Below are 21772 nucleotides of genomic sequence, written 5' to 3' on the forward strand. Positions count from 1 at the left end.
CCGTCTCACCGTTTTGGTTCAGCGCTTCTATCCCGAAATGTGGTGTGATACGGTTGCCTCCGTTAATAATGGAAGATGCCGTTGTAAGAAGTTGTATCGCCGTAATCTGGAAAGACTGTCCGAGGGCAACCGTGGCAAGTTCCACATTTCCCATGTCTTCCTTTTTATGCATGATCGTTCCCGCCTCCCCCGGCAGATCGATCCCCGTCTTTTCCATCAGACCAAAATTCCGGAAGTAATCACAGAACTTTTCCACACCGAGCCGCAGCCCCACTTCAATGAACACCGGGTTGCACGAGTTCTGCGCGCCCTGCACGAAGTTTTCAGCTCCGTGTCCCGTCCGCTTGTGGCAGTGGATCCGGCGGTCCTCCACGATTTTGTAACCGGGGCAGAAAAACGAATCGTTCGGCGACACAACGCCCTCCGAAAGTCCCGCCGACATCGTGATGATCTTAAAGGTAGATCCCGGCTCGTACGTATCGTTGATGCAGGCATTCCGCCACATCTGGTTCAGCAGATCCTGAATTTCTTTTTCCGAAAGTCCCGTTGTATCCTGCTGCAGCGTGAACGGATCGTTGAGGTCGAACTCCGGCACATTGACACAGGCATAGATTTCTCCGTTCTGCGGATTCATAAGAAGAATCGAGACGCTGTCCGCCTGTTTTTCTGCCATCGCCTTTTCCGCTGCCTGCTGGCAGTACGCCTGGATATTGACATCCAGGCTGACCTTTAAGTCCCTTCCCGCCACCGGCTCCTGGCGGCTCTCCCCGATGCCGTTCTGCTCAATCCCGCGCGCATCCGTTGTCGTCAGGATTTTTCCGTTGATGCCTTTTAAAATTTCCTCATATTCCACTTCCAGTCCGATGATGCCCTGATTATCGCCTCCGGTGAAGCCGATAACGCGCGACGCCAGCTCCCCTTTGGGGTAATACCGCTTGAAATCCTCATCCACTTTTACCCCCGCGTATCCGTACGACCGGATGGCATCACCCGTCTCCTTGTCCACATTCGTCTTGACACGCTCGATTGAAGACCGCTTCTCCACGTGTTTCCGCGCTGTCTCCTCCGAAATTCCAAGCTCTTTTACCAGCATCGCAATCACCGCCTCCGGCTCCTCGATCTGGCTGTGGATCACGGAAATCGTACAGACCGTGCGGTTTGCCGCGAGAACTTCCCCGTTTGCATCAAGAATCCGGCCGCGCGCCGCCTTGATCCCGCGCTCCCGCTCGTGCAGATCATCCGCCTTCTCGGAATAATAGACGGACCGGAACACACACAGATACACCAGCCGCCCGGCAAGTCCGACCATCATTCCCATGCAGAGTACCCACAGAAGAACCGTCTTTTTCCGGTGATACGTTTTGTTTTTACGCATAGAATACCCCATAGCCGAATCCATTATGATAACACTATATGGAAACTGCTATGGGGTTATGTCTTTTGTTTTTTATGTTTTTTTACTCTTCATTGATGAGATCCAGCTCGGCGTTTGTCAGACCGCCGTTCTCGATATTGCTGTTTTCAGCACTGTTTTCCGTATCGTCTCCCTGTACCGGTGCCGCTACGTTTGGATCATCCGTTCCGGTCTCGGAGCCTTCGCCCGTCACACCGTCCGTATCATCCGGAAATACGTTCAAATACGGCAGCAGTTCTGTGTAGATCTCTTTTACGATCTCCTGTGCCAGCACACTGTTCGCCTGATTTTCTACATCCGGCTCGTCCACAATCGCGTAAACAACAGCTTTCGGATTTTCTACCGGTGCAAATCCGATAAAGGAAACGAGATATTTTCCATTGCCGCGCGGATACTTCTGTGCAGTACCTGTTTTTCCTCCCATCGTGTAACCGGCAACCTTTGCACTCTGGCCGCTTCCATCGGTCACGACTCCCTGGAGGAAACTTCTCATTTTATCACTGATTTCCGCGGAAACCGTCTGACGCACCAGATTCGGCTCATTGCTCTCAACAACGGCTCCTGTGCTGTCCGTGATCGTCTTCATCACATGCGGCTGGTAATAATTGCCTCCGTTGATCAGAGAGGAAAACGCAGCTGCCTGCTGTACCATCGTCACGGTGTAGCCCTGTCCGAATGTACTCGTTGCAAGCTCGGTCGGTCCCATAGTATCCTCCGTGTGAACCAGGCCGTACGCCTCACCCGGCAGGTCAATTCCCGTCAGACTGCCGAAACCGAAAATATCCTGATAGCGGAGAAATTCCGCTGCTCCCATCTTCTGTCCGATCTGCATCATACCGGCGTTGCAGGAGTTTTTCAGTACATCGGCCGGTGTCTGTACGCCATGTGCTCCCGGATAAGCTCCGCAGCGGATCATCTGCCCTGCAATCGTCTCAAACCCCTCACAGTCAAACAGGGTATCATCATCGATCACATCGAGGGAGTATGCCGCCGCCATGTTCATCGGTTTTGCCGTGGAACCTGGCTCGTATGCATCGGAAATACAGTAGTTTTTCCAGATGGCACTCAAAGCCTCCATTGTCTCGTTATCGTTCATCGCATCAATTTCTTCCTGCGAATAGAACGGTGTCAGGTCTCTTGGATTGTTCAGGTCATACCAGTCGGAAGAATCCATACCAAGAATCTCTCCATTGTTCGGATCCATCACGACAACGCCGATATTCTTTGCTGCTTTTGTCTGATGGTTCGTCTCAGTGTCCGATTCGTCCGCGCCGTTCTGGACATGAATCCGCTCATTGTAATTCTCGATCGCCGTGCGGATGATCTTCTGAATATTTACATCAATCGTCGTAACCACGTTTTTGCCCGGCTGCGCCTCGATGATCGTCTGTTCCATATCCGCATCTTCGTTGTAATAGCCGAACTGGCGGCCATTCACGCCATTTAAGATACTGGAATAATACCCTTCGATTCCCCAGTCTGCCGTGTTTCCTGAATACGTAAAGCCGATCAGATCGCAGGCAAGTGAATTTAACGGATACGTTCTGTGGTAGGCTTCCTCGAACCAGACGCCGCGGATGTTGGCACGGTATGCTTTTTCCGCCTGCTCGTTCTCATCGAGCTCCTTGTTCTTTTTGTCCGTGTACTCGTCCACATAGGCCTCAAACGCTTTTTTCGCGTCCATCGAGACCCCTCTGGCGAGAACCTGGTACTGGCTTTCTTTTGTCGTTTCGCCGGTCAGACGATCCCGGATATCCGTCTCATCGAGTCCGAAGTATTCGACCAGTGCTGCTACGGTCGGATCGACGTACGGATGGGTATCGTTTTTTTCTTCATCTTTTACCGTCGTATTGGCAAGTTTACAGTCAAGAATGACGTTGTAAACCTTCTCACTCGTTGCCAGAATCGTTCCGTTCCGGTCGGTGATACTTCCCCGCTGGAATGGAATTGTCCTGCTGTCGTAGGACTGCTGCGTCTGGCTTAAAACCTGTCTTTCGTATTTTTCTCCCTTTGTGGCATTCACATACGTAATGTCAATCGCTAAAGCAACAAAAACCAGCATCACTCCCAAAAAGAGTGCTACCAGTTTTCTGCTCATACGCCCACTTGTCTTCCGTCTCCGGAATGCCCCGCTTCGTTTTTTATTTTTTTTCTGTTTACTCACGTTTTCACCTATTTCGCATCCGGAACATCCTGATACTGTCTCACATAGCTGTTTTCTGAATCATCGAAATAAATTACCTGGGATTCATCTGCATATTTCATGCCGAGCCGGTTCTGTGCTGCTTCTTTGACTGCCTCAAGATCCTCGGAGGCAACCGTTGTATTGTAATAGGCGTCATTGTCCGCCTTCAGATCGCTCAATTCTTTTTCTTTGCTGGTAATGTCTTCCGCCTGCGTGGTAACCACGGTCTGCAGCTTGACATACGCAACACACGCCGCGATACACAGTGTGCAGACAATGGCAAGAAAAACAGCGTAGCCCGCGCTGATCTGTGTCGCCCGTGCCCGGTTTCTTCTTGTCTGGCTGCTCACACCCGGTTTCAGAGGCCGTGCTTCTTTTGGTGCTTCCTGCGGCTGTGCTGCAAGACGCCGTACTGCACTTCCGTCCTCAAACGTATCTGGCGTATAACGTTTCGTTCTATCTGTCGAATTTACCCTTCCATCTGCCCGTCTGGCCATAACTTCTCTGTCTCCTTCGTGCCGAGCCGTCACACTTTTCGTTCAAAGACGCGCAGTTTTGCGCTCTTGGAACGGGGATTTGTTTCCATTTCCTCTTCTCCCGGCAAGATCGGTTTCCGAGTTACTACGGTTCCCTTGGACTTCTTTCCGCATACGCAGACCGGAAATTCCGGCGGACACGTACATGGATGCTCGTTTTTTCTGAAAATGTTTTTTACGATACGGTCCTCCAGAGAATGAAAGGTGATGACACAAAGTCTTCCACCGTCATTTAAGAGATCAATCATGCCGTCCAGTGACTCCGACAGAACGGTAAGTTCCTGGTTCACTTCGATACGGATTGCCTGAAAGGTTCTCTTGGCCGGATGGCCGCCCGTCGCCCTTATTTTTGCCGGAATCGAGCGCTTGATGATTTCGATTAACTCCCCAGTTGTTCGAATCGGCGCCTGCTGCCGGCTTACGCATATATTGTGTGCAATTTTTCTTGCAAAACGCTCTTCTCCATATTCATGGAGAATACGCGAAAGATTCTCTTCACTGTAATCGTTCACGACTTCGTACGCGGAAAGAACATTTCTCTGATCCATCCGCATATCCAGCGGAACATCCTCACGGTATGTGAATCCACGCTCTGCATTATCCAGTTGATAGGATGAAACTCCAAGATCCAGCAGGATTCCGTCTACCCCGGTGACTCCGATTTCGGCAAGACGCGGGACCATATCGCAATAATTGCTGCGGATAATCGTGACCTGGTTCTGAAATGGTTCCAGGCGTTTACCCGCAGCAGCTATCGCAGCTTCGTCCTGATCTATGCCTATTAATCTCCCCGTGGCAGATAAGCGCTCACATATATGACTGGAATGTCCAGCGCCTCCCAACGTCCCGTCCACGTAGATTCCGTCCGGTTTTATCTTAAGGTTTTCAATGGTTTCCTTCAGTAATACTGATGTATGCGAAAATTCCATGGTCATCTCCTGTATCCCAACGAAACAGATCAGATCACAATGCCCATCTCTTCCATTGATTCGGCGATGGCATCCATATCATCATAATTGCTGTTTTCGTTCCATTTTTCCTTGCTCCAGATTTCGATCCGGTTGATATTTCCGGTAAGGACTACATCTTTTTCCAGACCAGCAAATTCCCGCAGCGTTGCCGGTACGAGAATCCTCCCCTGCTTGTCCAGTTCACATGACGTAGCACCTGCTACAAAGAAACGGGAAAAAGTTCTGGCGTTTTTGTTTGTAAGTGGTAAGGCTCTCAGCTTCTCTTCAAAGGCAGCCCATTCGTCGTTTGGGTAAATGGAAAGGCATCCGTCCAATCCCTTCGTCAGTACGAACTCTTCTCCCAGCTGGTCCCTGAACTTGGACGGTATGATCAATCTTCCCTTCGCGTCAATCGTATGACTGTACTCTCCCATGAACATAATGAAAACCCTCTTATCACCTGAAATGGCGGTCTCCCCACGCACCACTTCATGTATCGCGCCGCAACCGGACTGCCACATCCGCTCCACAACGCACCACTTTTCACCACTTTCTACCACTTATGTTTTTATTCTATATCAACTCAGGGAAAATAGCAAGGTCTTTTTTCTATTTCATTTTTAAGATTTTCCCCAAAATGCAACATTTTTATGCGCATTTTCCGCCTTTTTTATATCAATTTTGTATCAAAAAAAGAGAAAACCTTTTTTGCCGGTTTTCCCTTTTTCTGTATTTTTATTCTGTTTTTTCCACTGGTTTTATCCTTAAGAATGGGCTGTCTCCCCACCGGATGATAATTTTTTTCGTTTCCATACCACCAGGATGGTACATCCCGCCACAAGGCACCCCGAAAGGAGCTGGGAAACTGGAAGTCCCACCACCGGAAGCAGAAGCTGGTCGGTGCGGAGTCCCTCGATCCAGATTCTTCCAAGGCCGTATCCGATCAGATACATCAGGAACACTTCGCCGTTAAATTTTTTTCTTTTCCGAAACCAGAAAAGAAAAAGCAGGACACCCACATTCCATAAACCTTCATATAAAAAGGTGGGATGCACCTGAATATACTCGACGCCGTTTACCGTCACCACATGATCCCACATTTTCTGTGTGATTTCATTGGCACGGACCGCGGAAACCGGAAGCTGCATGGCAAACAGGTTGTTAGTGTAGTCACCGAATGCCTCACGGTTAAAGAAGTTTCCCCACCGTCCCATAATCTGACCGAATACGATGCTCATGCTCGCGGTATCCATCAGAAGGCCGAAGCTCTGTTTCTTCTTTCTGCTGTAGATCACCACCGCAATACAGGCACCGATGATGCCTCCGTAGATGGCAAGACCGCCCTGGCGGATGTTGAAAATGCTCAAAAGATCATCTTTATAATAGTCCCAGGCAAATACAACGTAGTAAATCCGCGCCCCGAGAATGCCGGCCGCGATGCCGATCATCGCAAGATCAAGGTACTGTTCCGGGTTCTGCCCCGTCCGTTTTGCCTCTCTTTGGGCAATCCAGATCGCAATCATCATGCCTGTTACAATAACAATTCCGTAATAAGCGATGGAAAATCCGAAAATACTGATGTTTTTTCCCACATGATCGAGATAAATCCCGAGATTGGGAAAATTAATTTCCATATCCATAGGTTTTATTCTCTCTGATTTTCAGTTCATTAAACGTTGAAACGGAACAGGATGACATCGCCGTCGCGGACAACGTACTCTTTTCCTTCCATACGAACGAGGCCTTTCTCTCTTGCTCCTGCGTAGGAACCGCAGTCGAGCAGATCCTGATAGTTGACAACCTCGGCCTTGATGAAGCCGCGCTCGAAGTCAGTGTGGATTTTTCCGGCTGCCTGCGGTGCTTTCGTTCCGACTTTGATGGTCCATGCACGGGTCTCATCCTCTCCTGCTGTAAGGAAGCTCATAAGGCCGAGCAGACGGTAGCTTGCTGCGATCAGTTTTTCCAGGCCGGACTCAGTAAGGCCAAGATCCTCGAGGAACATTTTTTTCTCATCCTCTTCGAGTTCGGAGATTTCTGCCTCGATCTCAGCGCAGATGACGAATACTTCGCTATTGTGCTCTTTTGCATATTCGCGGACGGACTGTACATAGGAGTTGTTTGCACCGTCGTCAGCGAGATCATCCTCTGCTACGTTTGCTGCGTAGATAACCGGTTTGCTGGTCAGCAGGTTATATTCTGCGATCCATTTCTCCTCGTCCTCGTTCTGCAGCTCCATCAGGATGGCATCTTTTCCGTCCTCGAGCAGTTTTTTCAGACGCTCCTGGAATTCGAGCTCTTTTGCTGCCTCTTTGTCCATTCTTGCAGATTTTGCAGTTTTGGAAATACGGCGCTCGAGTACCTCAAGGTCGGCGAAGATCAGCTCAAGATCGATGGTCTCGATATCACGGAGCGGATCAATGCTGCCGTCTACGTGGATAACGTTCGGATCCTCGAAGCATCTGACAACGTGAACGATAGCGTCTACCTCACGGATATTGGCAAGGAACTGGTTTCCAAGTCCCTCTCCTTTGGATGCACCCTTTACAAGACCTGCGATGTCAACGAACTCGATGACAGCCGGTGTTACTTTCTTGGACTGATAGAAATCTCCGAGCTGCTGCAGACGCTTGTCCGGAACCGGCACGATGCCGACATTCGGGTCAATGGTACAGAACGGATAGTTTGCGCTCTCTGCTCCTGCTTTGGTCAGGGAATTGAAAAGTGTACTTTTTCCGACGTTCGGAAGGCCCACGATACCTAATTTCATAGTAATCTATATCTCCTTTGTTTTTATTTTTCGCTTCTTTTTCTGTTCGGGTTCTTTTTATGCACAAAAAGAGCCCAATGCAACTATAAATTATAGCACACGGGCTCTTTGATTTCAATGGATTTTAATCTCTTGACTGTACCATCAGAAGAATGCCGCCCTCGTACGATACATGCGCGGTCTCCTCGACGATCTCATTGCTCACGCACAGACCACCCGAAGTATTCGGCAGATAGTGATGGTCGAGTGGGTAGGCGAAGCCCTCCAGGGTGATGGATGTGACTTCCTTTTCCAGCGGGAAGAACGAAACGTACTTTCCGAACTGCTCTTCTTTCCGGATTTCAAACGAAGTTTCCACCGGAATCGTAATCAGATTGCGGCTGTCCACGATGTAAGCCGGAATTTTCTTCTCCCATGCCGTTTTCAGGTTCTGCACAATACTTAAGAAATGGTCGAGTCTTCCCCCTGTTGCTCCGAGGATCGTGATTTCACTGCTTCCCAGAACAATCGCCTGCTGAAATGCGATGTCCGTGTCCGTATTGTCCTTCATGGGATTAAATTCACGGATCGGCGCGACATGGTTCTCCTTGTAATAACTCAAAATCTCCGGGGATAAGCTGTCAAAATCTCCCAGAATATACGTCGGCATAATCTGGTAATGGTAGCAGAACTCCAGACCACGGTCTGCTGCCAGGATAATATCAAACTGCTGTTTCTGAAGATATGGGAAGGCAAAATCCGGTTCGATCATTCCTCCCGCGATAATACATGTTCTCACTGTTCCCTGCCTCTTTTTCTGTCTTTTTGTATCTTATTCTTCGTTTTTGCCGTACGAAAAAATTTTCTCCTGCAGCTCGCGTGCATTCTCTTCGATGTTATCGCCGAATACAGCGGAACCTGCCACGATGATGTTTGCACCTGCCGCAAGGACTTCGTCGATGGTCGTGCGGTTGATGCCTCCGTCGACCTGAATATGCACACGGTCCAGCCCTTTTTCATCCAGCATTCTGCGGAGCGTGCGGATCCTATCCGTCGACTCCGGGATATACTTCTGGCCGCCGAAGCCAGGATAAACGCTCATAATCAGAATCATTTCTACCTGATCCATCACGTCCGCAACCGCAGAAAGCGGCGTATCCGGATTTACGGCAACTCCGGCATCTGCGCCTGTTTCATGAATCTTTTTCACGGTTTCTGCCAGATCGCGGCATGCCTCCGCGTGAACCGTGATCATATCCGCCCCGCAGCTTTGAAATTCTTCTACGTACCGCTCCGGGTCCTTTACCATCATATGAACATCAAAATACAGACTGCTTTCTTTTCGGATCGACTTTACCACCGGCATTCCAAACGAAATGGATGGTACAAACGCTCCATCCATAATATCGATATGAAGCCACCGGCACTCTGCTTTCTCTACCCTTTGGATCTGTTCTCCGAGACGGTTAAAGTCTGCGGATAAAATAGAAGGTGCCAACTGATATACTCGGCTCATGCTAGTATCTCCTCTTTTCCTGTTCTTTCAGTTCTTTATAGAACATGGTATAGTTTTCAAATCTTTCTTTGCTGATATTTCCCTGTTCCAGTGCCTCTTTGACGGCACAGGCCGGCTCTTTTCCGTGGATGCAGCCGAGGAAACGGCATTTTCCTTCGTACGGATGAAATTCCGGGAAAAAGTTTTTCAGCTCCTCTTTTTCCATATCGGTTGTATAAAGCGAGCTGAACCCCGGCGTATCGCACAGATACGTCTCATGGTCGATCGGGATCATCTGGGAATGGCGCGTCGTGTGTTTTCCTTTTTTCAGCTTTTTGCTGATCTCTCCGGTCTCCATCTGGATTTCTTTCTGCATCCGGTTTGTGATCGAAGATTTTCCGACGCCGGACGGACCGGCTACCACCGTTGTTTTCCCTTTCAGGTATGCTTCCACTTCCTGCATGCCCTGCTCTTTCGCTGCACTCACCGTAAAGACACGGTAACCGCATTTCTCATAGACGCTTCGCAGATGGTCAGTATAATCCGCCTCTGCGAGATCTTTTTTATTGAAACAGATCGCCGTCGGAATGTTCTGCTGCTCCATCATAACGAGAAAGCGGTCGAGGAGTGTCAGATTCGGTGTCGGGTTTTCCAGCGCAAAAATCACAAGCGCCTGGTCCACGTTTGCCACCGCCGGGCGGATCAGCTCGTTTTTCCGCGGCAGAATCCGGGTCATATTTCCCGTCTTTTCCGCCTCATCTAAAATTTCGATTTCCACCAGATCGCCGACGAGCGGCTTCTGGCCTTCTTTTCGGAAAATTCCTTTTGCTTTGCATTCATAAATGCCGGATTCTTCTACGTCTACGTAGTAGAATCCGGCAATACCTTTGATAATCTTTCCTGTCATACTCAACCTTCGCTTAACGGAACAGACGGATACTGTGCAATTGCCTGATAGCTTCCGCTGGAATCCATCTCGTAGAAGACGATTCTTCCTGTCGCAGAAGCAGAGGAAGATGCGCTCCAGCTCGTGTTGACAGAATACGGCCAGCCAGTGATGGCCTGTCCGTCCATGATCGTGACGGACTTCTCATTTCCGCTTCCATCCTCCTGGATCAGCTCAATCTTGGCGATACCGCCCTGATACTGCTCCGGTGCGCTTAACGTCTGGCTGCAGGACCAGGTAACATCCGTGCCGTTGTTCACATCCGGTTCTGCCGGAGTCGGAGTCGGGGTATTTTCGTCCGGTGTTGTCGGCTCGGTACTCGGGCTGTTGACATAAATCGTAACGTCAGAGCCTTTCTTTACCTTTGTTCCGATTGCCGGATCTACTTCCATAACCTCGCCGATAGCTACCCGGCTGCTGGTTCCTGTTTTTACAATGATATTGAAATCGCTCAGGATTGATTTTGCAGTTTCCTCATCCAGACCGACAACATCACGGATTGCAATCTCTTCTGCATCCTGTGATCCCTTGCTGACAACGAGGGTAACGGTGGATCCCGGTGCAACCTGGCTTCCTTCGGCCGGATCAACGGAAATTACATATCCTTTGGCAACCGTATCGCTGAAATCCTCTGTGGTAGAAACCTGAAGTCCAAGCTGGGTCAGAGCAGCGCTTGCAGCGTCTTTCTGTGTTCCCACAATGCCGGTCGGAATCGTTACGGTTTCTTTTCCGGAGCTTACATAATACGTAATCGTTGCATTTTTATCGACTTTCGTTCCCGGTGTCAGATCCTGGCGGCAGATCTTTCCTGCCTCAATGACATCCGATGCCTCGGTTCCGCCATTGACTACGCCAAGATTCAGGCTGTTTGCCAGTGCGGTTGCATCTGCCTCTGTCTTGTTGGACAGATCCGGAACGGTTACTTTTTCCTCTTCCTTGCTGCTGGAAGAAACAACTTCCGTGCTGCTCGAAGATGATGCGGAACCGGAAGAAGCTGCGGTCGGTCCTTTTCCGCCGACAATGCCGGCTGCCTGTGCGATAAAGTAGATCAGCATGCAGATGATGATGGCTGCAATCGCAAAACCGCCGATCGTGATGATCTTCTCGAGTTTGTTTCCGGCTTTGTCATCGTCATCCTCATCGTCGTAGTAGGAATCGTCGTCTTCCTCATCGTAGGAATCGCGGTCATCCTCGTCTTCTTCCTCATCCTCGTCTTCTTCGTCCTCGTAGCTGTAATCTTCGTCCTCTTCCTCATCCTCGATCTTGCTGTAGCGCTTGCGGGCCGGTTCCTCTGCCGTCTGCGCATTTGCTTTTGCTGCTGCGCCGGAACGGATCTGGCTTAATTCCTCTGCGGATACCATAACGGTCTCGGCGTGGGAGCTTAACGGAGTCACTTTTACGAAATTGCCCTGCGGCTCCATCAGCGAATGCTTCAGGTCATCGATCAGCTCCGCCATGTTGTTGTAACGGCGGTCCGGGCTCTTCTGGGTACATTTTAAGATGATCTGCTCCAGTGCGAACGGAAGGTTCGGGGTATATTTGGATGGAGATTCAATCTCCTCCTGCAGATGCTTGATTGCGATGGCAACGGTGGTGTCGCCGTCAAACGGCACTCTTCCGGTTACCATCTCGTACATGGTGATACCAAGGGAATAGATATCACTCTTATAGTCCGAATATCCGCCGCGCACCTGCTCCGGAGAGCTGTAATGTACGCTTCCCATAACGTTCGAACTGATCGTATTGGAAGAAGTTGCCTTTGCAATACCAAAGTCGGAAAGTTTTACTTTTCCGTCTGTGGAAATGATGATGTTCTGCGGTTTGACATCGCGGTGTACAATATTGCGGTTGTGTGCTGCTTCAAGACCAAGGGAAACCTGAATGGCGATGCTGGTCGCCTCTTTTACGCTCAGTTTTCCTTTGCGGTCAATGTAATCCTTCAGAGTAATTCCCTCGACAAGCTCCATGACGATATAGTAAACGCCGCGGTCCTCCCCGACATCGTACACGTTTACAATATTCGGATGGGACAGTCCTGCTGCGGCCTGTGCCTCCGTGCGGAACTTGCGGATAAACGTTTTATCCTCCCGGAATTCCGGTTTTAAAACCTTGACGGCCACCATGCGGTTCAGCTTGTGGTCTTTTGCTTTGTAGACATCAGCCATACCGCCGGAACCGATCCGGCTTATGATCTCATATCGTTCTCCTAAAATAACGCCCTCTTTTAACATTCTTTCACCTCGTTTGTAAATGGTTCCACGACAATGACTGCGATATTGTCTTTGCCGCCATTTGCATTTGCTTTATCAATTAAACGTTTCGCCTTGTCCTCACCGTCTTCTCGGCAGATGAGTTCGAAAATCTCCTCATCCGTTACCATGTTGGAAAGACCGTCCGAGCACATCACCAATTGATTGCCCTCTTCAAGCTGAATGTCAAAGAAATCAATCTTTACGGTATCCTGTGTGCCTACTGCTCTGGTAATAATGTTTTTGTCCGGGTGATTCCGCGCCTGCTCGGGAGTGAGTTCTCCAAGGCGCACCATCTCTGCGATCAGGGAATGGTCCTGCGTCACCTGGTCAAACGTGCCATCTGCTGCCAGATACAGCCTGCTGTCTCCTACGTTTGCAACGTAGGCATAGTTGCCGACAACCGTAGCTACTACCATCGTCGTACCCATGCCTTCCATGGATATATCTCGTTTTGCCTGCTCAAAAATCTGGCTGTTTGCTGCTTCAATTCCATGCCGAATGATCCGCACCGGGTTGAAATTCGTATCTCTTTTTACAGATTCCACCAGTACAGAAACACCGTAACGCGAAGCAAAGTCGCCCGCGTTATGGCCTCCCATGCCGTCTGCAACGACAAAGAGGTTCGGAAGGTTTCCGACCGGAGAGGCGGAGGCAAACACAAAATCCTGGTTCATCGTCCGTTTCTGTCCGATATCGGTTGCAGAAAATACCTTCATGCTTTTTTCTCCTGTATTGACAGCCGCTTTTTACGGCTGTTCGTTTGATTTATCGATAAAACTTTTTCTTAACTGTCCACAGGCTCCGTCAATATCGGCGCCCATTTCCCTTCTAATAGTAACATTAATTCCGTATTTTTCAAGTTTATTTTTGAAATTCTCTACGACTTTTTTCGTTGATTTCACATAATCGCGCTCTTTGATCGGGTTGACCGGGATCAGATTTACGTGGCAGTTGATGTCCGAAATCCGCGCGGAAAGCTCTTTTGCATCGGCCTCGCTGTCATTTTTTCCGCCAACGAGAGAGTATTCAAATGTAATCCTGCGGCCTGTTTTTGCAAAGTAATTGCGGCACGCATCAAGAATTTCATCAATGGAATATTTATTGGCAATCGGCATCAGCTCGCGGCGCTTTTCATCGTTCGGCGCATGGAGGGAAAGTGCCAGGGTGATCTGGAGTCCCTCGTCTGCCAATTTGTACATATTCGGCACGATTCCGCAGGTGGAAACAGTGATATTCCGCTGGCTGATGTTGAGTCCCTCGGGGCTCGAAAGCAGCCGCACGAAGCGCACGAAATTGTCGTAGTTGTCCATCGGCTCACCTGTTCCCATGACAACCAGATTGGAGACCCGCTCCCCGGTGTCTTCCTGGATCCGGTAAATCTGGTCAAGCATTTCCGATGGGGTCAGCCCCCGCACGAGTCCGCCGATCGTCGATGCACAGAACCGGCAGCCCATCCGGCAGCCGACCTGGGATGAGATACAGACAGAATTTCCGTGGTGGTACTTCATCCAGACGCTCTCAATCACGTTGCCGTCTGCGAGGCGGAACAGGTATTTTCTCGTTCCGTCGATTTTTGACTCCTGCACCTGCACTTTTTCGAGGCAGGTGAGCGGATACTGTTCCTTTAATTTTTCCCGGAAGGCAAGCGAAAGATTCGTCATCTCATCGTAGCTGCCCGCCAGCCGGTGATGCATCCAGTCGTATAACTGTTTGGCACGGAACGGCTTTTCTCCCATCTGCTGACAGGCGTCTTTTAATTCGTCTAAGGTCATTGATTTAATATCCATCGTTTACGCCTGTCCCTCCTCTTTTTTCCGGAATTTTGCAAGGAAAAATCCGTCTGTCTTGTGTACACCCGGAATCAGCTGCAGCTGTCCTTTGGCCGTTTCTCCGCTTTTCAGCTCGTCCGGCAGCAGTTCATCCAGGCTGACTGCTTCAAACGGGAACTGTTCCAGAAACCATGCGGCATTCTCGCCGTTTTCTTTTCTGTTGACGGTACACGTGCTGTACAGCAGTGTGCCGCCCGGTTTTACGTACGCTGCGGCATTTGCAAGGATTGCCCGCTGAATCCGTACCAGCTCCTCTTCTTTTTCTTTTGAAGCATAATATTTGATGTCCGGCTTTCTGCCGATGACGCCGTATCCGGTACACGGCAGGTCCGCAATCACAACGTCCGCTTTTTCGATCCATTCCTCATCGAGCTGTTCCGCATCTTTTACCTTCGGCACGACGCAGGAAACACCTGCTCTCTGCACATTTTCCCGGATCAGATCCACCTTGTATCCGGTGAGATCACGCGCTTCCACGCAGCCCTGATTTCTCATTTTATCTGCCGCGTGGAGGCTCTTTCCGCCCGGTGCCGCGCAGAGATCCAATACCTGGTCACCCGGCGCGGGATCCGCCAGATGCGCCGCCATCATGGAGCTCACATCCTGAATCTGGAACCGGCCCTCCTGGAAGGCATTGAGTGATGCGATCGTCTCGAAGTTTTTCAGATAGAATGCCTCGCCAAGATACGGCGCTTTTTCCAGCTCTGCCCCCTGGCTTTCCAGGCTTTTCTTCGTCTCCCCGATCGTATTGTTCCAGCGGTTGATACGGATCGTCACCTGTTTTTCTTTCAGGAAATCCGCCATCATCGTTTCCGCCGTTTCTTTTCCGTACTGGGATACGAACTCCTCAACCAGAAATTCCGGCATGGAGTATTTCACGGAAAGATACTGCGTAGTATTGTTCTCCTTCAGCATCGGCAGATGATCTTTCTCCCGCACGATCGTGCGCAGAACGCCGTTGACAAAGCCCTTTAAGTTGTAAAAATGCTTCTTTTCCGCCAGTTTCACCGCCTCATTGACGACTGCCGAATCCGGTACTGCGTCAAGAAAACGGATCTGGTACACCGACATCCGTAAGATCGCACGGATCACCGGCTTGCATTTGTTGATCTTGATTTTGGAATACTGATTGATGATATAGTCATTCTGGATGCCGTATTCCACGGTTCCCTCGCAGACCCGCTTGATAAACGCACGATCCTGCCGCGGCAGGAACTGGTATTTATCGAGGGAATCCCGGACAGCAAGATGGCAGGGCGTTTTCTCCCTGTCCATCTCAAGCAGAATGTTCATAATCAGCTCTCTTGTATTGATTGTATCAGTCATCATTTCTCCTAAATGCTCCGGATAAAATCAGCAGCCGGAGCAGCTGCAGCAGGGAACCGATCACCGCTGCCACGTATGTCATGGCTGCAGCCCAGAGTACTTTCTTAACTCCGTCGTGTTCCGTCTCTGTCACCATACCGCCCTCACTGAGCATTTTTAATGCTCTTCTCGACGCATCGAACTCGACCGGAAGTGTTACCACCTGGAATGCCAGTGCCAGCACAAACAGCCAGATACCGGCTTTCACCAGCATCGGAAGGCTGAAAATCAGTCCGATCAGGAACAGCGGCCAGAAAAGCTGGGATCCTAAGTTCGCTGCCGGAACAATGGCGCTTCTTACTTTCAGCGGCACGTAATCCGTATTGTGCTGTACGGCATGGCCGCACTCATGCGCTGCGACGCCGATCGCCGCAACTGAGGTCGAATCGTAAACCGCATCGGATAAATTCACGGTTTTTGTCCGCGGATCATAGTGGTCGGTCAGTTTACCGGATACGTGGCGGACGGTCACATCGTAGATGCCGGCCTGATGCAGAATGCGCATCGCCGCTTCGCGTCCCGTCATGCCGCTGTACGAGCGGACGGTCTGATATTTGCTGAAAATTGTGTTCATGCGGGCGGATACCGCCATGGAAATCAGTGCGGCAAGAATCACCAGCAGATACGTACTGTCATAAAAAAGTCCCATATCGTTTTTCTCCTTTTTCTCAGGCACAGCAGCCATCACGCCGCTGTGCAGTTCCCCGCCTCAACTTCAGGTTGCTTTTTCTCTTTTATTCGCCAAGTCTGGTACCCGGCTCGATCGCATAGCCGCGCAGGAAATCGGCGGTTTTCATCCGTTTCTTTCCTTCGAGCTGCAGCTCTTCGATTACCAGAATGCCGTCTCCTGTCTTTACGTGAAGGCCGGTCTCGTCTGCCACCCAGACTTTTCCGGCACTCTTCGTCGGATTCTGTCCCGGAATTTTCGAGAACAGGTTGCCGCCGAGCATGGCAATGACCTTCGCATCCCAGATTTTCAGGTTCTTTCCGTTTACTTTTGTAAAAGCACTCGGCCACGGGCTCATCGCACGGATCTGACGCTCGATCTCAACGGCGCTTTTCGTCCAGTCGATCTTTCCGTCTTCTTTTTTGATCATCCGCGCATACTCTGTCGTACTCTCCGCCGGCTGTTTTTCCGGTGTCACTTCGCCTTTTTCCAGTTTCAGAAGGGTCTCCACCAGAAGTTTTGCTCCGGCTGCGGCGAGCTTGTCGAAGAGACTGCCGCCGGTCTCATCTGCTGTAAGCGGAACTTCCACTTTTGTCAGCATATCGCCGGTGTCGAGGCCTTCGTCCATCTTCATAATGGTCACGCCGCTCACTTCATCGCCGTTCATGACAGCCCACTGGATCGGCGCTGCTCCGCGGTAAGCCGGAAGCAGGGAGGCATGAACGTTGATGCATCCGTATTTCGGCATGTCCAGAATCTCTTTCGGGATAATCTGGCCGAAAGCAACGACAACGATCACATCCGGCTCCATTTTCCGGATCTCCTCAATCGCCTCTGCATCCCGCACGCGGCGCGGCTGATAAACCGGAAGGCCGTGTTTTTCGGCTGCCTCTTTCACCGGTGTCGGCATCATCTGTTTTCCGCGGCCCTTCGGTTTGTCCGGCTGGGTCACAACGCCTGTGATCTCATAACCGGCCTCCACGAGTGCCTCAAGTGTTCCCACGGAGAAATCCGGGGTTCCCATAAATACCACTTTCATCTGAAGTCATCTCCTTTATTTTAAAACTTACTCTTCGTCCTCGTACTCCTCATACTCATCGTACGTGTTGTCCCAAAGTTCGCCTTCTACTTTTTCTGTATACATATGTCCGTCGAGGTGATCGCACTCGTGGCAGATGCAGCGGGCAAGAAGCTCAGTTCCCTCAAGTTCAAACGGCTGCATGTCGCGGTCCAGCGCTCTTACCTTTACATAATTCGGACGGGTTACGGTACCGGATTTTCCCGGAAGACTTAAGCAGCCTTCTGCTCCTGTCTGGCTTCCGGAAGTCTCCAGGATTTCCGGATTAATCAGAAGATGCGGGGTTCCGTCCACATCCATGACTACGATTCTCTTTAAGATGCCGACCTGCGGTGCGGCAAGGCCGACACCGTTTGCCTCATACATGGTGTCAAACATGTCGTCGATCAGCTCGCTGATTCTTGGTGTCATCTCCTCCACCGGTCTGCATTTTTTTGTCAATACGCGGTCGCCTACGACTCTGATTTCTCTGATTGCCATAATTCTTTTCCTTTCTTTTGCTCCTTCATTATAAATGATCTATGTGTAAATATTATGAAAAACTAATACTTTCTGCTGAAATCGAACTGTAAATAAACGGTTCGGAAGCCTTTGTTGATCTCGATATACCGCTCCAGTTTTTCCCGCAGCTCTGCCAGCACCTCTTCCTGCGGTGTGCGTACATACACGGCCATGCGGTACAGGTCATTGATTTTCGACACTGCCTCACTTGCCGGGCCTATGATCTGGACTTCGCGGTTTCCCCGGATGCGGACGAGGTATCTGCGAATGTATTCCATCGCCTGCATCAGATGCGCTTCATCCTCTCCGGCTCCGTGGATCGCCAGAAGCTCCGCCGCCGGGGGATATCCCATCAGACGGCGGTAGTCCATTTCTTTCTCATAAAATGTCCCGTAATCCTGCTCTGCCGCCGTCTGAATGCTGTAATGTTCGGGATGGTACGTCTGAATGACTGCCATTCCCGGCTTTTCGCCTCTTCCGGCGCGGCCGACTGCCTGCGTCAGCAGCTGGAACGTACGCTCCCCGGCACGGTAATCGACTGCATTCAGGGAGAGATCCGCCGCCAGCGCTCCCACCAGCGTGACATTCGGGAAATCGTGGCCTTTTACGATCATCTGGGTTCCAATCAGGATATCGGCCTCCCCCGCCGCAAATGAGGACAGGATTTCTTCATAACTGTTTTTCGTTTTTGTCGTGTCGCCGTCCATCCGAAGAACGCGTGCCTTTGGAAACAGCTTTTTCACGTTCTGCTCGATCTGCTGTGTGCCGGCACGGAAGCCGCCGATGTACGGGGAACCGCACGACGGGCACGCATGTACCTGCGGTGTTTCATAACCGCAGTAATGGCAGACGAGCTTTCCGTTATTGTGTGCTGTCAGTGATACATCGCAGTGCGGGCATTTCATCACATGGCCGCATGCACGGCACGAGACGAAGCCCGCATAGCCTCTGCGGTTCAGAAACAGTACAACCTGTTCCTTTTTTTCAAGCCGTTTTTCGATCTCTTCCCGCAGTTTTCCGGACAGAATCGAACGGTTTCCCATCTGTAATTCTTCCCGCATATCCGCGATCCATACGGACGGAAGTGCTGCATTTCCATACCGCGCATCCATCCGGAACAGCGCGTATGCACCCGTCTCGCAGGCGTAGGAAGCATCCACCGACGGCGTTGCCGAACCCATCACCACATGGGCCTGCTCCAGCCCGGCGCGGCGCACGGCGGTCTCTCTTGCATGGTAGCGCGGTGTTACTTCACTTTTATAGGAGGTTTCGTGTTCCTCATCGATCACGATCAGTCCCAGATCCGGAAACGGTGCAAAGAGCGCGGAGCGCGGACCGATCATAATGCTGACCTCCCCGCGCCGCGCGCGCTCCATCTGGTCGGCGCGCTCGGACGGTGTCATCCGCGAGTTGACCACCGTGACCCTTGTTCCAAACCGTGCGCAGAACCGCTCCACGTTCTGATACGTCAGCGCAATCTCCGGGATCAGCACGATCACCTGTTTTCCTTCTGAGAGCACTTGCTCCATCAGCTCCATATAGACGAGCGTTTTGCCGCTTCCCGTCACACCGCGGATCAGGCAGGGGCGGTTCTGCCCTTCCCATTCCTTTCGAATGCCGTCCACCACGGCCTGCTGCTGTTCGTTTGGTTTTCCCGCAGTTGTTCTTCCTGCCGCATCGGATACCGGATTTCTCCAGGTGCTCGTACGGCGGATTTCCAGAACGCCCTGCTCTTCCATCGCGTGCAGCGTGTCTGCCGTGATTTTCAGTTCCTTGCTCACAACCGGCCCTGGAAGAACCGGCTGGGCCAGCAGCGCGTCTAAAAGGCGGATTCTCGCTTTATAATTTTTCTTTCTGTAGTTTTCCAGCAGTTCCTCACATTCTCCGGGCTCTGCAAGAAGCGCAATTTCGCGGGTTTCTTTCCCGCGGGCCTTTACTTTGACCGGAAGCACCGTCTTTAACGCCTGGATCATCGTCGATCCGTACGTATGACGCATCCACGCGGCGAGCGCGATGAGCTTCGTCTCTACAGTCGCCGCATCCTTTTGTACCGCAAGGATGGCCTTCATCCGGTCCTGCGGATATTTCGGCTCATTTCCGACGGAAAGCACATAGCCGGTGATCGTGCGGTTTCCGTTTCCAAACGGAATCTGTACCGCCGTTCCCGGACCGATCTCCCCTGTCAGTTCCGGCGGAACCTTGTACTGAAAGGTCCGGTCCAGTTTTTCATTTGTGATATCTACGATTACATCAGCGTAAACGCTGCTCATACATTCCCCTTACTTTCTTCCAGTATTTCCCGGATCAGCACGCGCTCATCCATCTCGTACCGTTTCCCCTTCCGGATCTGATACGTTTCGTGGCCTTTTCCCGCGAGCACCACGAGATCGCCCGGCTGCCGGTTTTCGATCACATACCGGATCGCCTCCTTACGGTCTGCAATCTCAACGAAAGCGCCTTCTGTTTTCCCGATTCCCGTCCGGATATCGTCCAGAATCGCCTGTGGTTCCTCATCCCGCGGATTGTCCGAGGTGATGACGGTCAGATCCGCCAGACGCCCCGACACCTCTCCCATCTGGAATCTCCGGTCCCGCGCGCGGTTTCCGCCGCAGCCGAAGAGACAGATCAGGCGCTTCGGATGGTATTTCCGCAGTGTCTTTAACAGGCTTTCGAGGCTCATCGCATTGTGTGCGTAGTCAATGAGAAGCGTCATTTCCGGATACACCGGAACTGCCTCACACCGCCCACGGACGCGGACTGTGGAAAGTGCCTCCTGCATCGCCTTTTCCGGGATTCCCATCTGCGCGCAGACCGCAATGGCGGCAAGCGAGTTGGAAACGGAAAACAGACCCGGCAGATCTACCCGTACCGGAAAATCCGCTGCGCCCTGCACCCGGTATGAGACACCGAGCACGCCGGGCGCCTGATCGAGTGCTGCATCTGCTGCCATAAAATCAGCTTTTTCCCTGCATCCGAATGTCACCAGTCGGCAGGTGCTCTGCCTTATGATCTCCGGAAACCTTTTGTCATCCCGGTTTACAATTCCGGTTCTGCAGGTGCGAAGCAGCTTCTTTTTGCAGGACAGATATTCTGCAAACGATGCATGCTCCCCGACGCCGATGTGGTCGTTTCCAATGTTGGTGAACACGCCGTAATCGAAGGTAAAGCCGTCACATCGGTGCTGTTTTTCCGCCTGCGAGGAAACCTCCATCACAACATGGGTGCAGCCCTCCCGCATCATTTCAGAAAACAGCTTCTGCAGCACAACAGGCTCCGGCGTTGTATTTTCTGACGGAATGCTTTTTTCCCCGATCCTCGTCTCGATCGTTCCGATGAGTCCTGCGCGGATCCCTGCTTTTCGCAGGATTTCGTAAATCATATATGCAGTCGTCGTCTTTCCCTTCGTGCCGGTCACTCCGATTGTCACAAGGTGCTGCGCCGGATCGTCCTCCCAGGCACAGGAAAGCTGTGCGAGTGCTTCTCTGCTGTCCTTTACTACGAGTACGGTTACCTTTTCCGGAATCCCTTCCAGTTCCCGCTCCGCAACCAGGACAGCAGCGCCCCTCTCGACTGCTTCTTCTGCATATGCGTGCCCGTCCATCCTGTTTCCGCGGATGCAGACAAACACGTTCTGCGGCTGTACTTTTCTGCTGTCGCATGTGATTCCTGAAATCTCCGCATCCAGACTGCCCTGCTGGCACCGGAATGCGATTCTCTTTCGTAACGTGCGCAATTGTTTCATGCCGGGACCTCCCCTTTTCACGTTTCGAATAGCAGCGACTCAGATACTTTTATAGAATACCATAGT

Annotated in this window: 19 protein-coding genes; all 19 read right to left on the minus strand. The window is 51.2% G+C overall.

The window, feature by feature from the left end:
• Positions 1-1375 (minus strand): peptidoglycan D,D-transpeptidase FtsI family protein (locus tag ACY2VT_RS05785; protein ID WP_461879220.1); only part of this gene is annotated, 1375 nt, incomplete at its 3' end.
• Positions 1376-1457: 82 nt separating this feature from the next.
• Positions 1458-3512: a peptidoglycan D,D-transpeptidase FtsI family protein gene (locus ACY2VT_RS05790; protein ID WP_461879221.1), complete on the minus strand. Its 2055-nt coding sequence runs from the start codon at positions 3510-3512 to the stop codon at positions 1458-1460.
• Between the two features lie 74 nt (positions 3513-3586).
• A complete protein-coding gene (locus tag ACY2VT_RS05795) occupies positions 3587-4096 on the minus strand; it encodes a hypothetical protein (protein ID WP_349141723.1) in 510 nt (169 codons plus the stop codon).
• Positions 4097-4125: 29 nt separating this feature from the next.
• Positions 4126-5064, minus strand: a complete 939-nt coding sequence (gene rsmH / locus ACY2VT_RS05800; protein ID WP_461879222.1) for a 16S rRNA (cytosine(1402)-N(4))-methyltransferase RsmH — start codon at positions 5062-5064, stop codon at positions 4126-4128.
• Positions 5065-5093: 29 nt separating this feature from the next.
• Complete coding sequence (gene mraZ / locus ACY2VT_RS05805) at positions 5094-5525, minus strand: division/cell wall cluster transcriptional repressor MraZ (RefSeq protein WP_461879223.1); 432 nt, start codon at positions 5523-5525, stop codon at positions 5094-5096.
• 324 nt (positions 5526-5849) lie between these two features.
• A complete protein-coding gene (gene lgt / locus ACY2VT_RS05810; protein ID WP_461879224.1) occupies positions 5850-6725 on the minus strand; it encodes a prolipoprotein diacylglyceryl transferase in 876 nt (291 codons plus the stop codon).
• 29 nt (positions 6726-6754) lie between these two features.
• On the minus strand, positions 6755-7852 hold the full coding sequence (gene ychF, locus ACY2VT_RS05815) for a redox-regulated ATPase YchF (protein WP_461874166.1): 1098 nt from the start codon (positions 7850-7852) through the stop codon (positions 6755-6757).
• Positions 7853-7976: 124 nt separating this feature from the next.
• A complete protein-coding gene (locus ACY2VT_RS05820; RefSeq protein WP_461879225.1) occupies positions 7977-8630 on the minus strand; it encodes a thiamine diphosphokinase in 654 nt (217 codons plus the stop codon).
• 33 nt (positions 8631-8663) lie between these two features.
• The gene (gene rpe, locus ACY2VT_RS05825; protein ID WP_461879226.1) at positions 8664-9347 is read right to left on the minus strand and encodes a ribulose-phosphate 3-epimerase; all 684 of its coding nucleotides are present in this window, start codon (positions 9345-9347) and stop codon (positions 8664-8666) included.
• A gap of 1 nt (position 9348) precedes the next feature.
• The gene (rsgA, locus tag ACY2VT_RS05830; RefSeq protein ID WP_461879227.1) at positions 9349-10233 is read right to left on the minus strand and encodes a ribosome small subunit-dependent GTPase A; all 885 of its coding nucleotides are present in this window, start codon (positions 10231-10233) and stop codon (positions 9349-9351) included.
• Between the two features lie 2 nt (positions 10234-10235).
• Positions 10236-12503 carry a Stk1 family PASTA domain-containing Ser/Thr kinase gene (gene pknB, locus ACY2VT_RS05835; protein WP_461879228.1) on the minus strand — a complete coding sequence of 756 codons (2268 nt, stop codon included), beginning with the start codon at positions 12501-12503 and terminating at the stop codon, positions 10236-10238.
• On the minus strand, positions 12497-13240 hold the full coding sequence (locus tag ACY2VT_RS05840; RefSeq protein WP_461874161.1) for a Stp1/IreP family PP2C-type Ser/Thr phosphatase: 744 nt from the start codon (positions 13238-13240) through the stop codon (positions 12497-12499). Before ACY2VT_RS05840 ends, pknB begins: the two co-directional genes overlap by 7 nt.
• A 30-nt stretch (positions 13241-13270) precedes the next feature.
• Positions 13271-14311 (minus strand): dual-specificity RNA methyltransferase RlmN, encoded by a 1041-nt coding sequence (rlmN, locus tag ACY2VT_RS05845; RefSeq protein WP_461879229.1) that lies wholly within the window; start codon positions 14309-14311, stop codon positions 13271-13273.
• 3 nt (positions 14312-14314) lie between these two features.
• Complete coding sequence (rsmB, locus tag ACY2VT_RS05850) at positions 14315-15679, minus strand: 16S rRNA (cytosine(967)-C(5))-methyltransferase RsmB (protein WP_461879259.1); 1365 nt, start codon at positions 15677-15679, stop codon at positions 14315-14317.
• Positions 15672-16367 carry a zinc metallopeptidase gene (locus tag ACY2VT_RS05855; RefSeq protein WP_022463149.1) on the minus strand — a complete coding sequence of 232 codons (696 nt, stop codon included), beginning with the start codon at positions 16365-16367 and terminating at the stop codon, positions 15672-15674. Before ACY2VT_RS05855 ends, rsmB begins: the two co-directional genes overlap by 8 nt.
• Before the next feature lie 85 nt (positions 16368-16452).
• The gene (fmt, locus tag ACY2VT_RS05860) at positions 16453-17424 is read right to left on the minus strand and encodes a methionyl-tRNA formyltransferase (protein WP_461879230.1); all 972 of its coding nucleotides are present in this window, start codon (positions 17422-17424) and stop codon (positions 16453-16455) included.
• Positions 17425-17451: 27 nt separating this feature from the next.
• Positions 17452-17943 carry a peptide deformylase gene (gene def, locus ACY2VT_RS05865; RefSeq protein WP_349141709.1) on the minus strand — a complete coding sequence of 164 codons (492 nt, stop codon included), beginning with the start codon at positions 17941-17943 and terminating at the stop codon, positions 17452-17454.
• Between the two features lie 62 nt (positions 17944-18005).
• Positions 18006-20234 carry a replication restart helicase PriA gene (gene priA, locus ACY2VT_RS05870; protein WP_461879231.1) on the minus strand — a complete coding sequence of 743 codons (2229 nt, stop codon included), beginning with the start codon at positions 20232-20234 and terminating at the stop codon, positions 18006-18008.
• Entirely contained in the window at positions 20231-21706 is a 1476-nt protein-coding gene (locus tag ACY2VT_RS05875; protein WP_461879232.1) for a UDP-N-acetylmuramoyl-L-alanyl-D-glutamate--2,6-diaminopimelate ligase, read from the minus strand. Before ACY2VT_RS05875 ends, priA begins: the two co-directional genes overlap by 4 nt.
• Between the last annotated feature and the right edge of the window lie 66 nt (positions 21707-21772).

The sequence above is a fragment of the Fusicatenibacter sp. genome, from assembly GCF_050872605.1.
Classification (GTDB): Bacteria; Bacillota; Clostridia; order Lachnospirales; family Lachnospiraceae; genus Fusicatenibacter.

What these genes read in the sequence shown, in the direction of transcription:
- ACY2VT_RS05790 (WP_461879221.1), bottom strand. Translation starts at nt 3,512, where the DNA reads ATGAGCAGAAAACTGGTAGCACTCTTTTTGGGAGTGATGCTGGTTTTT.
- ACY2VT_RS05795 (WP_349141723.1), bottom strand. Translation starts at nt 4,096, where the DNA reads ATGGCCAGACGGGCAGATGGAAGGGTAAATTCGACAGATAGAACGAAA.
- rsmH (WP_461879222.1), bottom strand. Translation starts at nt 5,064, where the DNA reads ATGGAATTTTCGCATACATCAGTATTACTGAAGGAAACCATTGAAAAC.
- mraZ (WP_461879223.1), bottom strand. Translation starts at nt 5,525, where the DNA reads ATGTTCATGGGAGAGTACAGTCATACGATTGACGCGAAGGGAAGATTG.
- lgt (WP_461879224.1), bottom strand. Translation starts at nt 6,725, where the DNA reads ATGGATATGGAAATTAATTTTCCCAATCTCGGGATTTATCTCGATCAT.
- ychF (WP_461874166.1), bottom strand. Translation starts at nt 7,852, where the DNA reads ATGAAATTAGGTATCGTGGGCCTTCCGAACGTCGGAAAAAGTACACTT.
- rpe (WP_461879226.1), bottom strand. Translation starts at nt 9,347, where the DNA reads ATGAGCCGAGTATATCAGTTGGCACCTTCTATTTTATCCGCAGACTTT.
- rsgA (WP_461879227.1), bottom strand. Translation starts at nt 10,233, where the DNA reads ATGACAGGAAAGATTATCAAAGGTATTGCCGGATTCTACTACGTAGAC.
- pknB (WP_461879228.1), bottom strand. Translation starts at nt 12,503, where the DNA reads ATGTTAAAAGAGGGCGTTATTTTAGGAGAACGATATGAGATCATAAGC.
- ACY2VT_RS05840 (WP_461874161.1), bottom strand. Translation starts at nt 13,240, where the DNA reads ATGAAGGTATTTTCTGCAACCGATATCGGACAGAAACGGACGATGAAC.
- rlmN (WP_461879229.1), bottom strand. Translation starts at nt 14,311, where the DNA reads ATGGATATTAAATCAATGACCTTAGACGAATTAAAAGACGCCTGTCAG.
- rsmB (WP_461879259.1), bottom strand. Translation starts at nt 15,679, where the DNA reads ATGACTGATACAATCAATACAAGAGAGCTGATTATGAACATTCTGCTT.
- ACY2VT_RS05855 (WP_022463149.1), bottom strand. Translation starts at nt 16,367, where the DNA reads ATGGGACTTTTTTATGACAGTACGTATCTGCTGGTGATTCTTGCCGCA.
- fmt (WP_461879230.1), bottom strand. Translation starts at nt 17,424, where the DNA reads ATGAAAGTGGTATTTATGGGAACCCCGGATTTCTCCGTGGGAACACTT.
- def (WP_349141709.1), bottom strand. Translation starts at nt 17,943, where the DNA reads ATGGCAATCAGAGAAATCAGAGTCGTAGGCGACCGCGTATTGACAAAA.
- priA (WP_461879231.1), bottom strand. Translation starts at nt 20,234, where the DNA reads ATGAGCAGCGTTTACGCTGATGTAATCGTAGATATCACAAATGAAAAA.
- ACY2VT_RS05875 (WP_461879232.1), bottom strand. Translation starts at nt 21,706, where the DNA reads ATGAAACAATTGCGCACGTTACGAAAGAGAATCGCATTCCGGTGCCAG.